The following is a 14,340-nucleotide window of genomic DNA, read 5'->3' as shown; positions in this document are numbered from 1 at the left end:
ATGGTTGCGGTTCGTCTCTGGGGTGCTCTGGCAGAACTCGCTGATGGCACTCCAGAGGTCGAGGTCGACGCCACAAACCTGCGCGAACTGCTCGCCCAACTCGAAGAAAAATACCCCGCGCTTCGACCACAGCTCGCGCGCGGGGTTTCCGTTTCAATCGACGGCAAGATCTACAATGACACCTGGGCCACCCCGATCCGCCCCGACAGCGAAGTCGTGCTGCTCAACCGACTCGTCGGCGGTTAGAGCGTCAAAGGTCAAAAAAGGAGTTAAGATACGCTGTCTCTCGCGTGTCGCTCGAACGCGCCTTTCGATCCACATGTTTCAGTGTAAACCCGAAACACGTTAACGCGCCCTTACGCCTTCCTCTGACCTGAAATATCTCGGGGGAGTGGGGCTGGCCCCCACTCCTGCCTCTGACAATCCGCGTATCGCGAAACATAAGGCGCCTGATTCCAACCTCAGCCGCCCCGGCTTGAAAGCACTACTACCTCAGAGTGACGCTTCAAGCTTGGCAACAATTGCGTCGCCCATTTCAGCAGTCGACACCGGCGTCTTGCCTTCTTCGCCCAACAGATCGGCGGTGCGCAACCCATCGGCCAGAACATCCTCAACCGCTTTCTCAAGTCGGTCGGCCTCTGCCCCCTGATCGAAGGAATAGCGCAGCGCCATGGCAAAGCTCAGGATACAGGCGATCGGATTGGCCTTGCCCTGTCCGGCAATATCAGGCGCCGAGCCATGCACCGGCTCGTAAAGCGCCTTGGGCCGGCCATTCGCCATCGGCGCCCCGAGAGAAGCCGAGGGCAGCATCCCAAGCGAACCGGTCAGCATCGCCGCCACGTCGCTCAGGATATCGCCGAAAAGGTTGTCGGTCACGATCACGTCGAATTGCTTGGGCGCGCGGGTCAACTGCATCGCGCCCGCATCGGCATACATGTGGCTCAGCTCGACATCCGGGTAATCCTCATCATGCACCTTCTGCACGACTTCACGCCACAGAATGCCGCTTTCCATCACATTGGCCTTCTCCATCGAGCAGACCTTGTTACCCCGCTTGCGTGCCAGCTCAAACGCCGAGCGTGCCACGCGGTCGATCTCGCTCTCGGTGTAACGCTGGGTATTGATCCCTACGCGTTCGTTGCCTTCCTCAAAAATCCCGCGCGGTTCTCCGAAATAGACGCCCGAAGTCAGCTCGCGCACAATCATGATGTCGAGCCCGGCAATCACATCGTGCTTGAGCGACGAAAAATCGGCCAGCGCGTCGAAACACTGGGCGGGACGCAGGTTGGCAAACAGGTCCATCTCCTTGCGTAGCCTGAGCAACCCGCGCTCGGGCTTTACGCTGAAATCAAGATTGTCGTATTTCGGCCCGCCCACGGCGCCAAGCAATACCGCGTCCACCTCTTGCGCCTTGGCCATTGTTTCATCGGCCAGCGGCACGCCATGCTTGTCATAGGCCGAGCCACCCACGAGGTCTTCGCTTACGTCAAACGGCATGTCGCGCTTGGCACCGTACCAATCGATGATCTTGCGCACTTCGACCATGACTTCGGGGCCGATCCCGTCACCGGGCAGGATGAGAAGCGAGGGGTTGCTCATGGGGTGTGGTCCTTCCTGAAAACTGTCGCTCTCCGCCTACCCCTCTGGCGTCGCAGCGTCAAGAAACCAACGTGCATCCATGGTTCGCAGTCACCCCGAGACCTCCTTTTTCAAACTCACAACCTCACTCAGCCCATCGACAAGCATCCCCCAGACCAGCCGCACCCTCGGCGTATGGCGCAATCCCTGATGCGCGGCCAGCCAGACGGGCAGGCTCGGCAACGGAACCCCGAGATCGATCTCCACCATGTCCGGATCGGCCCGTGCCACCATTGCTTGGCCAAACCCGATACCACATCCCGCTCGCACCAATTCCCAATAGGTGGTCTGACAGTCGCATCGAGTCTTGAAATCCTCCCGACCGATCGCAAACCCGGCCTCACGCATCCCTCGAATGATTAGTTCGCTACGGTCGTACCCCACCAGATCATGCTCTTGCATTTCCTCTGGCCCTTTCGGGATTCCGCAACGCGCCAGATAGGCCTTGGATGAAAACATCCCCAATTCGATCTCTCCCAGATACCGAGCCACAACATCCAACTGCTCGGGCCGATACATCCGCACCGCGATATCGGCCTCACGATAGAGCAGGTTTTCCGTGGTATCAGTTGGCGCCAATTCCACTTCGACGTCCGGCGTCTCTTGTCTGATCCGGGCCAGGATCGGCGGCAACACGTGGTGCGACACCATTTCCGACGCCGTAATCCGCACGGCACCCGCCAATCCCGCCTCCTGCCCCGCCGCAAAAAGTGCGATCTCACGCATCGCCTCACGCATCGCACGCGCCGGAGCAACCAGCGCCGCGCCTGCCTCACTCAACTCCAGCCCTTTCGGATGCCGCCGGAACAGGTCCAGCCCCAATTCAACCTCAACGGCCTTGATCTGGCGCCCTAATGTCGGCTGGCTGGCTCCCAATCGGCGGGCTGCTGCGCTCAGCGAACCCTCTTCCGCCACCGCCAGAAAGGCCTGAATCAACGCCCAGTCGAGTTTGTCTAACGCTTTATCCATTCAATTATGAATATCAGATAGCAAATTTTTGGCAATTCCTATTCCCTCTTGGTCGCCCTACTTTCATTGCAGATTTCAGCAACAGGAGGCTCCCATGGCCAAAACCGCTCTCATCCTCGGCGCATCAGGCAAGGTCGGCACACATGCCGCCCGTGCCCTCGAATCTACCGGTTGGAGCATCCGCCGCTACGACCGCAAGACCGACGACATGACCCAAGCTGCCATGGGTGCCGACATCATCGTCAACGGGCTCAACCCACCCAATTATCATAATTGGTCCGAGATCATTCCCGCGATCACTGAACAGGTGATTGCCGCCGCCAAAGCCTCCGGTTCCAGCGTGATCATTCCCGGCAATGTTTATCATTTCGGCGCAACGGGCGGCGAATGGTCCGAAACCACGCCACCCAGCCCCTGCTCCCGCAAAGGCAAAATCCGCCTCGATATGGAGCGGGCCTATCGCGACAGTGGCGTGCAAACCATCATTCTGCGCGCGGGCAATTGGATCGACCCCGAACACAACAGTGATATCTTCAGCGTCCTGGCGCTGCGATCGATCAAGTCCGGCAAAATAACGGTGCCCGGCGACCCCGATACGATCCAGTCCCACGCCTTTTTGCCCGATTGGGCCCGCGCATTGCAAATGTTGGCCGAGAAACGCGAACAACTCTCGCAGTTCGAAGACATCCCCTTTCCCGGTCACGCCTTCACATTCAACGAATTAAAAACCGCCCTCGAGCACGAGTTGATGCGCCCGCTGGCACTGTCACGTTTCCCATGGTGGGCGTTGCGACTGACGACCCCGGTCTGGGAACTCGCCCGCGAACTTGTCGAGATGCGCTATCTCTGGAACACGCCGCATACCCTCTCACCCACTCGCTTCAACGCGCTTCTGCCCGATTTCGCGCCCACCCCGATGCGCGAGGTTATGCTTGCCGCGCTACCAGCCGACATCCACCCAGACAAGCCGATGCCGGCTGGCCTTGCGCACCAGATCAGCGCCTGACTGCCCGGGCGCGGGCCAGACAACGCCCGCGCCCAACACGTCCAGATCGGCAGAAGGCAACACGTAATCCACCCGCAGATTGCCCGGCCCGCCACCATCTTCGATGCCCTTCCAATCGACGGTATCCAACGCCGCATCGCCGTTGTGGCCAGGATCCGCTGCCACCCTGCCCCCCTCGCTGGCCGGGCGCACATCCTGCAACCGCTTATCGCCAAGCAATCCACGTATCGCCACTTTGATCCCCTCGCCATCCACCGGATCGAGATTGGCATCACCGATGACCGCAAACGCAGTTTCTGGGACAGGCCCACCCGCCGGTCCCAGCCTGCCATCAAGCAAATGCCGCCACAGCATGATCTCATCATGATTGCGCTTGCCGTTACGGTCCTCGGGGCCGTCAAACACCGGCGGTGTGGCGTGAAACGCCATCAGGGTCAGCACCCGCCCCGCCACATCCACAGGCACCACCCAATGCGCCACCGATGACAAGCGCTGTATCTCTATAGCAGCCTGCGACGGAAAGACCGTCCCGTCTTGCATGGGCAACAAGGCCCAGTCCTGTTCGGCCCAGATCAATCCGCTCAAATCGCGCACCGCACCGATAGGATAGCGCGACAATACCGCCATACCGCCATCTCCTGCAAAACGGCCCCAACCCTGCGCATCACCAGGGTCACCACGCCTTCCGTCGCCATCAAGATCGAGTTCCGTCGCCCAGCCGCTGTTGGGCCGTGCCGCAAACCGATACGACATCTTGTGCCCGCCCGATGCAATCCGCTCGATCAACGCCGCAAGCGTCAGCCCTTCATGGTCGTAGTCGATGCCGTTGAGAATCAGAACATCGGGCGCGGCCTGGGCAATCACCCCGGCAACCGCTTCGGCCTGTTCGTCACCCTTCAGGATATCCCGCAGCAAAAGCCCCGGCCCCTTGCGGGAAAGGTCTGTATTGAAAGTCGCGATCCGCAGGGTCTCGGTCCGCGCAAGCCCAGGTATCAACGCCGCCCAAAGCAGCGCCAACAAGATCAAACGATTTGCAATTCCTCGCCGTCGGCCTTCGCCTCTGCATAAGTCCGCAGCCGCTTTTCCGCGATCAGATCGGCCACGCGACTCATCGCGATGCCTCTCATGATCATACTTGCCGGCAAAAAGGCCCATGCGCTCATCGTCCAAATCAGTGTCTGCGGATTGTCCATCGAGATCGGATCAATCAGTTCCGCCGCGGCCTTCACAACCGCCGGGATCAAGAATGGCAGCAAAATCCCTAATACAATGTTAAGACCGGCATCGCGTTTGAGCCGGGCCAACACATCACCACCCGCCGTCGGGTCAAATAAGGGCAGGTTGATCCAGACGTTGAAAGCCCCCTTGCGGGTTGGCCAGCCGAACAGGCGCACCATGCTTACAAAGACAAACAGTGTCACCAACGACACCATGTAAGCGATCCCAGCCGCCGTTCGCACCGACGACAAAAGCTCGGGCGGGCTATTGGCGGGCATCATCAACACCACCAGACGCACTGGCGAATAGGGGAAATCAATGGCCGTGCCCAAAAGCGTGCCCAGCTTGGTTACTAGCGTCGACATATTGGTTGGGTCAGTTTTGCCCGCCATGATCATCGACAGCATTAAGACCGTTGCGAAAAGCGCAATAAACCTCAGCCGGTTGAACGGCGGCGCAAAGCGGAATTCGACGATAGAGGGGTATTGGCTGAAGTATTCGGTCAAGGTCAGCAGGAAGGCCAGGATCGCCACCAGAACCACGATCTGCGTCGTGTCCGAGCTGACATCCGGCAGCATGAGAGAAGGCACTGCAATAAGCAATGCCATCAGAGCTGCGCGCACAAAAGCGCTTGTCAGTCGGGATACCACTGCACCATTCCCTTCAAACTGGCCAAAGCCGGTACGATGCCGACCTTTTGTTCCAACTTGATGCCGCAACGTGTCGCGGCTTGCCTCATTCTTGCCCAATTTTTGCCTTCTTTCGTTTTCCGGCTCAAGTCACGGTTAACAAGACTTCAGCTATTGGGCCGTTTCAGGGAAGAAGTGGTGCGCGTTTGCATCATTTTTGGTGCAAAAAAAAGGCGCAAACTCAAGCATCTACAAGATGTAGTAGATGTGCTGCGTTAGCCCGCTACACGTTGCGAGATGTGACGCGAAATAGCGTCAGGTGAGGTTTTCCACTCAAAAGAAAAAGACCGCCCTGGATGTGGGCGGTCTTGGCTTTCTCGCCTTTAACAGGTTCAGACCCAGGGACGCGTCTGCGCTGCTTGCGCCTCAAATGTGTCAATTGACGCGGTCTTCTCCATGGTCAGCCCGATATCGTCGAGCCCCTTGAGAAGGCAATGCTTCTTGAATGCATCCACCTCGAAGGCGAATACTTCGCCATCCGAGCTTGTCACGGTCTGCGCTTCCAGATCCACATCCAACCGCGCATTGGCGCCCTTTTCCGCATCAGCCATCAAGACATCCACGGCCTCTTGCGGCAGGACGATAGGCAGGATGCCGTTCTGGAAACAGTTGTTGTAAAAAATGTCTGCGAAAGAGGTGGAAATCACCGCCTTGATGCCAAAATCGGCCAGCGCCCAAGGCGCATGTTCGCGCGACGATCCACAGCCGAAGTTGTCACCGGCCACCAGGATTTGCGCCTCGCGATAGGCTGGCTTGTTCAACACGAAATCAGCGATCTCATTGCCTTGCCGATCATATCGCATCTCGTCAAACAGGTTCACACCCAGCCCCGAGCGCTTGATCGTTTTCAGGAACACCTTGGGGATGATCATATCGGTGTCGATATTCACCAACGGCATGGGTGCCGCAATGCCCGAGAGTTTTTCAAATTTGTCCATAGTTCAGTCTCCGTTCAGGGCGATCTGGCCCTGCGTATATGTCAAAGCCCGCTTTTGCGGCCCAAAAATCCAAGCAGAAGAAGCGCAACACCCTGCGAGAGCAATTCGATGCCCAAAAGAAGCCCCAGAAGCGTCGTGGCCGCCTCTGCGATGTTGCCGAAGATCAGAACGCCGATCACCACACCGGCGACTCCCGACAGGATCAACAGCCATTTTGTCTGCGCCTGTGCGATACCAAAGCCCAACATGATCCGCATGATCCCGGTAAACAGGAACACGACGCCGAGAAGCAGCGTCAGCGAAACGACGCCCTCCAGCGGGTTGGCCAGAAGCCAGACGCCGACAACGATTCCCATCACGGCCCAAAGCCCGTTCCAGATGCGCCCGCCGGGCAGCATCGCAGCATCGCTTTGAAAAGCCGCCCAAGCCTGCAAGACACCGCCAAGAAGAAAGGCGATCCCGACGAGCGTCGTCACAGCCATGGACGCTGCCAACGGATTGGCAAAGGCAAAGACCCCGCCAATAAACAGCAACACACCTACAAGAATCAGAATGGCAGAAGGCTTCATCGTGTTTCTCCTTTTTAGCCTACGTCTGCCGCCTCGCCGCGCTTTCGCGCCTGAAGACAGCAATATGCAACCAGTTACATCATCTCGCGCACATCGGTCAGATGCCCGGTTACCGCCGCCGCCGCCGCCATTGCGGGACTCACCAGATGGGTGCGGCCCTTATAGCCCTGACGCCCTTCAAAGTTGCGGTTCGAAGTTGACGCACAGCGTTCACCTTCAGCCAACTGATCTGGGTTCATCGCCAGACACATCGAACACCCGGCAAGGCGCCATTCAAAACCGGCTTCCTTGAAAATTTCGGCCAGCCCCTCTTCCTCGGCCTGCGCACGCACAAGCCCCGAACCGGGCACGATCATCGCCCGCATGCCCGGTTTGATTTTCTTGCCTTTCAAAATGGCAGCAGCGGCGCGCAAATCTTCGATCCGCCCGTTGGTGCAGGACCCGATGAACACCGTATCGATCTCGATATCGGTCAGCTTTTGACCGGGTGTCAGCCCCATATAGTCAAGCGCACGCTTCACGGCCTCAACCTTGCCACCCGCGTAATCCTCCGGGCTGGGCACATTGGCCGTGATCGGCAGCACATCTTCCGGCGACGTGCCCCATGTCACTACCGGCTCGATATCTTCGCCCTTCAGTGTGATCACCTTGTCGAAAACGGCGTCGTCATCGGTATAAAGCGTTTTCCACCAGTTCATCGCAGCCTCCCATTGCGCACCCTTCGGGGCGTGCGGGCGGCCTTTGACATATTCATAAGTTGTCTCGTCCGGCGCAATCAGGCCCGCGCGTGCGCCGCCTTCAATCGCCATGTTGCAGACGGTCATGCGGCCTTCCATCGAAAGATCGCGGATCGCTTCACCGCAATATTCGATGACATAGCCAGTGCCGCCCGCCGTGCCGGTCACACCGATCACCGCCAAGGTGATATCCTTGGCCGTAACGCCGGGGCGCAACTTGCCGGTGATCTCGACTTTCATGTTCTTCGATTTCTTCTGGATCAGCGTCTGTGTCGCAAGCACATGCTCCACCTCGGACGTGCCGATGCCATGCGCCAGCGCGCCAAATGCGCCATGCGTCGCAGTATGACTGTCACCGCATACCACGGTCATGCCGGGCAACGTCCAGCCCTGCTCAGGGCCAACGATATGCACGATCCCTTGGCGCACGTCGCTAACCGGATAATAGTGAATACCGAAATCACGGGCGTTTTTGTCCAGCGCTTCAACCTGAATGCGGCTGTCTTCGGTCATCGTTTCGGCATTGGCACGATCCAGCGTTGTCGGCACATTGTGATCCGGCACGGCAATAGTCTTGTCAGGCGCGCGCACAGTGCGACCCGTCATGCGCAGTCCTTCAAAAGCTTGCGGGCTGGTCACCTCGTGGACGAGGTGTCGGTCAATATAGAGCAAGCAGGTGCCGTCTTCGGCTTCATGGGCTACATGAGCATCCCAGATTTTATCATAGATCGTCTTGGGGGACATTGGTCCACTCCCGTTCATGTTCGTGAAGTCGTGGGTATTCAGGCGGGGTTTGGCGCAGGCCAAAGCTTACGGGCGTACCAAAACCGATCGCACTTCGCTGTGGAAGCGTTCTTTCAACCGCGCGCGGTCATCCATATCGAAAACCCGTGTCATGGCGCATCTCCTACACAACGCCACAGATTCTCACAAGCCGGGTGTTTCGCGGCGCAGTGCGGAGGAATGCGGGTGCGCATGCCATTTCTCGCATTTCCCGGCACCATCACTCCCGCACAGTTCGCACAGGCCCAAATCCGCGCAACCGACAACAAAGCCCATCATTCCTAGCCCATTCGTGACAACGCCCGCTGCGTTTTCCCCGCCCAAGCCCCTTGCCCGCGCAACCCCGCGCGTGCCACGCTGTGTTCAACACAGGCGCATTCATGACAGAACATACCTCCGCGACCCCCCAATCAGCCGCCCCAGCGACGACTTCGGCGCAGGAAGCGCAGGAAATCGCGTATTCGCTGGCCGATCAGGCCCAGGTATTCCTGAAAGGTCTCCTGCGCCCCTGGAACGCCTATCAGGTGGGGATCGCTATCGCGATTTTCCTGCTGGCCTGGGGTATTGCACTCCTATTGTCACCGCGCTTTCGCGAATGGCTGCGCACCCGCGAAAACTGGCCCAAATGGCGACTCCGCCTGATGCTGATGCTAGAAAAGCGATTGCGGCTGGTCTTCTTCGTTTGCCTGCTTTGGCCCACAGTGTGGATCATGCGCGAAATCACCTGGCCTTCGCGCACGTTCCTGCTGGGGGGAATTGCCAAGCTGGCCGTGGCATGGCTGCTTATCGCGTTGGTTTCGCGTCTGATTACCAATGGTTTCCTGCGTACAATGGTGCGCTATGCCAGTTGGACATGGGCCACGCTGGTTATCCTCGGACTGACCAGCGAGGCCCGATCTCTGCTCGACAGCGCCGCCATCGACCTTGGCAATCTGCACCTGTCGTTGTGGCTGCTAATACAGGCGGCGGTCACACTCAGCGTGCTCTTCTTCGTCGCCCGCTTTGTGTCGCGCACCACTACCGCAGGTCTGAAACGCAACGAAGACATCAGCCCCTCGATGCAGGTGCTTGCAGTAAAATTCCTTCAGGTCGCCCTCTATGGCATCGCCGGTTATATCGGGCTCAAGGCAATTGGCGTCGACCTCACCGGGCTTGCGGTTTTATCTGGTGCCATTGGTGTCGGCCTTGGCTTTGGCTTGCAAAAAGTGGTGTCGAATCTGGTATCCGGCGTGATCATCCTGCTCGACAAGTCAATCAAACCGGGCGACGTGATCAGCCTAGGTGAAACCTTCGGCTGGATCGACACGCTCAGCGCGCGCTATACCTCTGTTGTCACGCGCGACGGCAAGGAATACCTGATCCCCAACGAAGATCTGATCACCGGTCAGGTGGTGAACTGGTCTCATACCAATGATTTTGTCAGACTCGATATCAAATTCGGCACATCCTACGGCGATGACCCTCACAAGGTTCGCGCTCTGGCCATCGAAACCGCCAAGGGCGTGACACGCGTGCTGACATCCAAGCCGCCAGTTTGTCATATCATCGGATTTGGCGACAGTTCCGTTGATTATGTCCTGCGATTCTGGATTCGCGATCCTTCTCAGGGCCTCACCAATATTCGGGGCAATGTCTATCTGGCTCTCTGGGATGCCTTTCATGAGAACGGCATTTCGATCCCCTTCCCGCAGCGCGAAGTGCGCCTGTTGGGCGAAGATGCCGACCCGCCCCCGAAGTCATAAACCCGCGAGATCCAGCCCCATTTAGCTTCAACGACCGGGGCCGACGCCAAGTTCTTTAAGCTCTGATCTGCAATAACAGGCCGCTGTTGCCTGCGGCGAATACGCACGCTCCATGCCGCCCCCTTGCCCAACCCAACCTGGGATTCGACGTTCCAGCCTGTAGATTTACGTCCTCCGCTTGTCGGATCCGGCTCCCAACGGCAAAAAACGGCGGCATTTCACAGGCCTTGATCCTGTCATTGAGAATCCACATATCCGGTGCTAAGTTTTAAACACGTCCGGCACCGGGGCGCTTTTCAGGTGCGTAATGTAAGGAGGACATTGTCCTGTCAACGCATGTTGATGCGGCTTCGGCCGCTCCCAAAGGGCGCTCCGTTCCAGGTGCTCCCGGCGACGTGACAAGCGAAGAATTGCTTGATCACATTCTTGATTCGCTCTCAAACGACAAGGCCGAGGATATCGTTCAGATCGATCTGCGCGGCAAATCCTCTATCGGCGATTACATGGTCGTGTGCAGCGGGCGCTCCTCGCGGCAGGTGACAGCAATTGCCGAAAAGCTCGCTGACCGGCTCAAAACCGATCTCGGGCGGTTTTCAAAGATCGAAGGCAAGGCTTCGGGTGATTGGGTGTTGATTGACACGGGCGATATCATTGTCCACGTCTTCCGCCCCGAAGTGCGCGAGTTCTACCAACTCGAAAAGATGTGGCAGCCCACTGCGGCCGACACCCCTGCCACGATATAGATGCGGGTTACGATCTGCGCCGTTGGTCGGCTCCGCAAGGGGCCGGAGAAAGACCTGATCGACGACTATACGACGCGGTTTGACCGCACCGGGCGCGCACTGGGTCTTGGCCCGCTTACCTTCACCGAAGTCGAGGATCGCAAGGGTGGTGGCATGGCGGCCGAAGCCGCCCTGCTCGAACGGTCTTTGCCGAAAGCTGCGCGGCTGTTCGTGTTGGATGAACGCGGCACGAAGATGAGTTCGCCCGAGTTCGCCACCACACTGGCCCGCCTGCGCGATGATGGCTGTGGCGACCTGGCGTTTGTGATCGGCGGTGCCGATGGTCTGGCCCCGGATTTTCGCAGCCGTGCTGATCTTGGGCTGAGTTTCGGCAAAATGGTCTGGCCGCATATGTTGGCCCGGGTGATGCTGACCGAACAGCTCTATCGTGCTGCCTCGATCCTTGCCGGCAGCCCCTATCACCGCGTCTGAGCCTATAGCGCTGTGGGGATTGAGCGCGGTGTTGCCTGGCAACGTAGAGGGGAGAGGTTGGGGGCGCTGCCCCCAAACCCCCGGGATATTTTCGGCAAGATGAAACGGTAACAGCCCTATTCCGCCGGTTGCTCTGGGGGCCAACAAGGCTTAAACGCGAATTCAGAATGAAAAACAGGCAAATCCTATGACAAAACCGGTGGTTCTTTGCATTCTCGATGGCTGGGGCCATCGCGAGGCACGCGAAGCCAATGCCCCGGCATTGGCGAAGACACCAACCTATGATCGCCTGATGTCGACGTGCCCGCACAACTTTCTGGTGACCCACGGCCCGGATGTTGGCCTGCCTTCCGGCCAGATGGGCAATTCCGAGGTCGGACACACCAATATCGGCGCCGGTCGGGTGGTTGCAATGGATCTCGGACAGATTGATCTCGCCATTGAAGACGGTTCATTTTTTGAAACCCCGGCATTGACGCAGTTTATCGCCCGCATGAAACAGACAGGCGGAACTGCGCATCTGATGGGGTTGGTCTCGGATGGCGGCGTGCACGGTTCGCTCGAGCATATGATCGCCTCGATCGGCGTGCTCGCCCGTGCAGGTATCCCCGTGGCCATTCATGCCATCACTGATGGCCGCGATGTCGCCCCGAAATCGGCGCTCGGCTATGTCGCCACACTTGAAGAGGCACTGCCGGATACCGCCCATATCGTCACCCTGACGGGGCGCTATTTCGCGATGGACCGCGACAACCGATGGGAGCGTGTATCGGAAGCTTACCATGCAATCGTCAACGCCAAAGGACAGCACAAAACCGCCACCGCAAACCATGCGATTTCCAACGCCTACAACCGTTCCGAAACCGATGAATTCATCGCCGCCACCGTGATTGGCGACTATGCCGGAGTGCAAGACGGCGACGGTCTCTGGTGCCTCAATTTTCGCGCCGACCGCGCGCGCGAAATCCTCGCTGCCATTGGCGATCCCGAATTTGATGCTTTTGAAACCGGCAAGCGGCCAAAGTTCGGCGCGCTCATGGGTATGGTCGAATACTCGGACCGGCACAATCAATACATGACCACGATGTTTCCCTCGACTGCTATCGTGAATACTTTGGGCGAATGGGTCGCCAAACAGGGGCTGCGCCAGTTCCGTTTGGCAGAAACCGAGAAATACCCGCATGTCACCTTCTTCCTGAACGGCGGCAAGGAAACGCCTGAATTGGGCGAAGACCGCTACATGGCACCCTCGCCAAAGGTCGCCACATATGATCTTCAGCCCGAGATGTCCGCAGCCGAGGTGACCGAGAATTTCGTGCGCGCCATCGAAGAAGGCTATGACCTGATCATCACCAATTATGCCAACCCCGACATGGTCGGCCATACCGGGAATATCGCAGCAGCAATCAAGGCCTGCGAAGCGGTCGATGCCGGGCTGGGTCAAGTCATGGCGGCGCTGGAAAAGGCCGGGGGGGCGATGATCGTCACCGCCGACCACGGCAATTGCGAAACCATGATCGATCCGGAGACCGGCGGCCCGCACACTGCACACACCATCAACCCGGTGCCGGTTGCCTTGTTTGGTGGACCCGAGGGCGCAAAACTCAGACCGGGGCGACTGTCCGATCTCGCGCCTACGCTGCTCGATCTCATGGGCCTGCCCAAGCCACCCGAAATGACTGGCGAGACCCTGATCATATGAGCCTGCGCGCCGCCCTCCTCTGCACCCTGATTGCGGGCGGCGCGGCCTCGGCGCAGACCCCTGACCCGGCCGAGGCTGCCCGCGCCGCCGCTGCTCGGCTCAACCAGGCAACCATCAGACTTGATGAGGCCGACTCGGCGCGCGACCGCGTCAAGGCGCTCTCGGAAACCATCCGTGCCTTTGAAGACGGGCTGGCGGCAATGCGCGAGGGCCTGCGCCACGCCTCGATCCGTGAACAGACCCTGACCCGCGAACTCACCGCCCGCGAGGGCGAGATTTCGCGCCTCATTGGCGTTCTGCAATCCATGGGCGACACCCGCGCGCCCACGGTTCTGTTGCATCCTCAAGGCCCCACGGGCACTGCGCGCGCGGCCATGGTCCTGGCCGATGTCACGCCTGCGCTGAACACCCGCGTGAGCGAACTGCGCGGCAAACTCGAAGAAGTCACCACGCTGCGCCGCTTGCAGGACAACGCAGCCGAAACGCTGCGCGAAGGATTGCAAGGTCTTCAGGAGGCGCGCACAGAGCTTTCCCAGGCCGTCGCCGATCGCACCGATCTGCCCCGCCGTTTTACCGAAGACCCGGTGCGAACAGCACTCCTCATCGCCTCCACCGAAACGCTCGAAGGGTTCGCCTCGGGACTTTCGGAAATCGCAGTGGACGAAGCGACCGGCAGCCTGCCTGACATCTCACACCGCAAGGGCAAGCTTCCTCTGCCGGTTCAGGGTCGCCTGCTGCGCGGTTTCATGGGCTCGGATGCTGCCGGAATCACCCGTCCCGGTATCATCATCGCCACCCGCCCTCGTGCGCTTGTCACCACCCCGGCGGCGGCCACCGTCCGCTATCGCGGCCCGCTGCTTGACTACGGAAACGTGATGATCCTTGAACCGCAATCGGGTCTATTGATCGTTTTAGCCGGGCTCGATGTGGTTTACGGGTTGCCGGGTCAGGTTCTGCCCGCAGGCGCACCCGTCGGCCTGATGGGCGGCACGGACCCGAAAATCGGCGAGATTCTGACCCAGACCAGCGAAGGGGCTGGAAATGACCGCACGGAAACGCTTTATGTAGAACTCAGAGAAGACAATGTTCCGGTGGACCCTTCTGCCTGGTTCAGCATTGCGAAGGATGGATAGAC

At 59.1% G+C, this 14,340-nt stretch carries 14 protein-coding genes; 7 read left to right on the top strand and 7 right to left on the bottom strand.

What is annotated here, in order from left to right:
- Positions 1–246, top strand: coding sequence for a MoaD/ThiS family protein (locus tag LZG00_14585; protein ID MCF3595220.1), 246 nt, complete (start codon positions 1–3; stop codon positions 244–246).
- A gap of 246 nt (positions 247–492) precedes the next feature.
- On the opposite strand, the gene leuB is transcribed toward LZG00_14585, so the two are convergent.
- Both leuB and LZG00_14575 read right to left on the bottom strand, forming a co-directional pair.
- Entirely contained in the window at positions 493–1,599 is a 1,107-nt protein-coding gene (gene leuB / locus LZG00_14580; protein MCF3595219.1) for a 3-isopropylmalate dehydrogenase, read from the bottom strand.
- A gap of 90 nt (positions 1,600–1,689) precedes the next feature.
- Positions 1,690–2,607, bottom strand: coding sequence for a LysR family transcriptional regulator (locus LZG00_14575; GenBank protein MCF3595218.1), 918 nt, complete (start codon positions 2,605–2,607; stop codon positions 1,690–1,692).
- A gap of 94 nt (positions 2,608–2,701) precedes the next feature.
- On the opposite strand from LZG00_14575, the gene LZG00_14570 reads away from it, so the two are divergent.
- Positions 2,702–3,613 (top strand): sugar nucleotide-binding protein, encoded by a 912-nt coding sequence (locus LZG00_14570; GenBank protein ID MCF3595217.1) that lies wholly within the window; start codon positions 2,702–2,704, stop codon positions 3,611–3,613.
- On the opposite strand, the gene LZG00_14565 is transcribed toward LZG00_14570, so the two are convergent.
- The 5 genes from LZG00_14565 to leuC form a co-directional block, all read right to left on the bottom strand.
- Positions 3,548–4,639, bottom strand: a complete 1,092-nt coding sequence (locus LZG00_14565; protein MCF3595216.1) for an endonuclease/exonuclease/phosphatase family protein — start codon at positions 4,637–4,639, stop codon at positions 3,548–3,550. The genes LZG00_14570 and LZG00_14565 overlap by 66 nt on opposite strands.
- Positions 4,636–5,439 (bottom strand): hypothetical protein, encoded by an 804-nt coding sequence (locus tag LZG00_14560; GenBank protein ID MCF3595215.1) that lies wholly within the window; start codon positions 5,437–5,439, stop codon positions 4,636–4,638. The genes LZG00_14565 and LZG00_14560 overlap by 4 nt, the downstream gene beginning before the upstream one ends.
- Positions 5,440–5,852: 413 nt before the next feature.
- Positions 5,853–6,458 carry a 3-isopropylmalate dehydratase small subunit gene (leuD, locus tag LZG00_14555; protein MCF3595214.1) on the bottom strand — a complete coding sequence of 202 codons (606 nt, stop codon included), beginning with the start codon at positions 6,456–6,458 and terminating at the stop codon, positions 5,853–5,855.
- A gap of 41 nt (positions 6,459–6,499) precedes the next feature.
- The gene (locus LZG00_14550) at positions 6,500–7,027 is read right to left on the bottom strand and encodes a DUF308 domain-containing protein (protein MCF3595213.1); all 528 of its coding nucleotides are present in this window, start codon (positions 7,025–7,027) and stop codon (positions 6,500–6,502) included.
- Between the two features lie 74 nt (positions 7,028–7,101).
- Complete coding sequence (leuC, locus tag LZG00_14545; GenBank protein MCF3595212.1) at positions 7,102–8,508, bottom strand: 3-isopropylmalate dehydratase large subunit; 1,407 nt, start codon at positions 8,506–8,508, stop codon at positions 7,102–7,104.
- Between the two features lie 419 nt (positions 8,509–8,927).
- Between leuC and LZG00_14540 the strand changes: the two genes are divergently transcribed.
- The 5 genes from LZG00_14540 (at position 8,928) to LZG00_14520 (ending at position 14,338) form a co-directional block, all read left to right on the top strand.
- On the top strand, positions 8,928–10,289 hold the full coding sequence (locus tag LZG00_14540) for a mechanosensitive ion channel (protein MCF3595211.1): 1,362 nt from the start codon (positions 8,928–8,930) through the stop codon (positions 10,287–10,289).
- A gap of 395 nt (positions 10,290–10,684) precedes the next feature.
- A complete protein-coding gene (gene rsfS, locus LZG00_14535) occupies positions 10,685–11,032 on the top strand; it encodes a ribosome silencing factor (GenBank protein ID MCF3595210.1) in 348 nt (115 codons plus the stop codon).
- Positions 11,033–11,503, top strand: a complete 471-nt coding sequence (rlmH, locus tag LZG00_14530) for a 23S rRNA (pseudouridine(1915)-N(3))-methyltransferase RlmH (GenBank protein MCF3595209.1) — start codon at positions 11,033–11,035, stop codon at positions 11,501–11,503.
- Between the two features lie 187 nt (positions 11,504–11,690).
- A complete protein-coding gene (gene gpmI, locus LZG00_14525) occupies positions 11,691–13,205 on the top strand; it encodes a 2,3-bisphosphoglycerate-independent phosphoglycerate mutase (protein ID MCF3595208.1) in 1,515 nt (504 codons plus the stop codon).
- Positions 13,202–14,338, top strand: a complete 1,137-nt coding sequence (locus tag LZG00_14520) for a peptidoglycan DD-metalloendopeptidase family protein (protein ID MCF3595207.1) — start codon at positions 13,202–13,204, stop codon at positions 14,336–14,338. Before gpmI ends, LZG00_14520 begins: the two co-directional genes overlap by 4 nt.
- The last annotated feature ends 2 nt before the right edge of the window (positions 14,339–14,340 follow it).

The sequence above is a fragment of the Rhodobacteraceae bacterium LMO-JJ12 genome, assembly GCA_021555075.1.
Classification (GTDB): domain Bacteria; phylum Pseudomonadota; class Alphaproteobacteria; order Rhodobacterales; family Rhodobacteraceae; genus JAKGBX01.
This window is presented reverse-complemented; position numbering and strand designations above follow the sequence as displayed.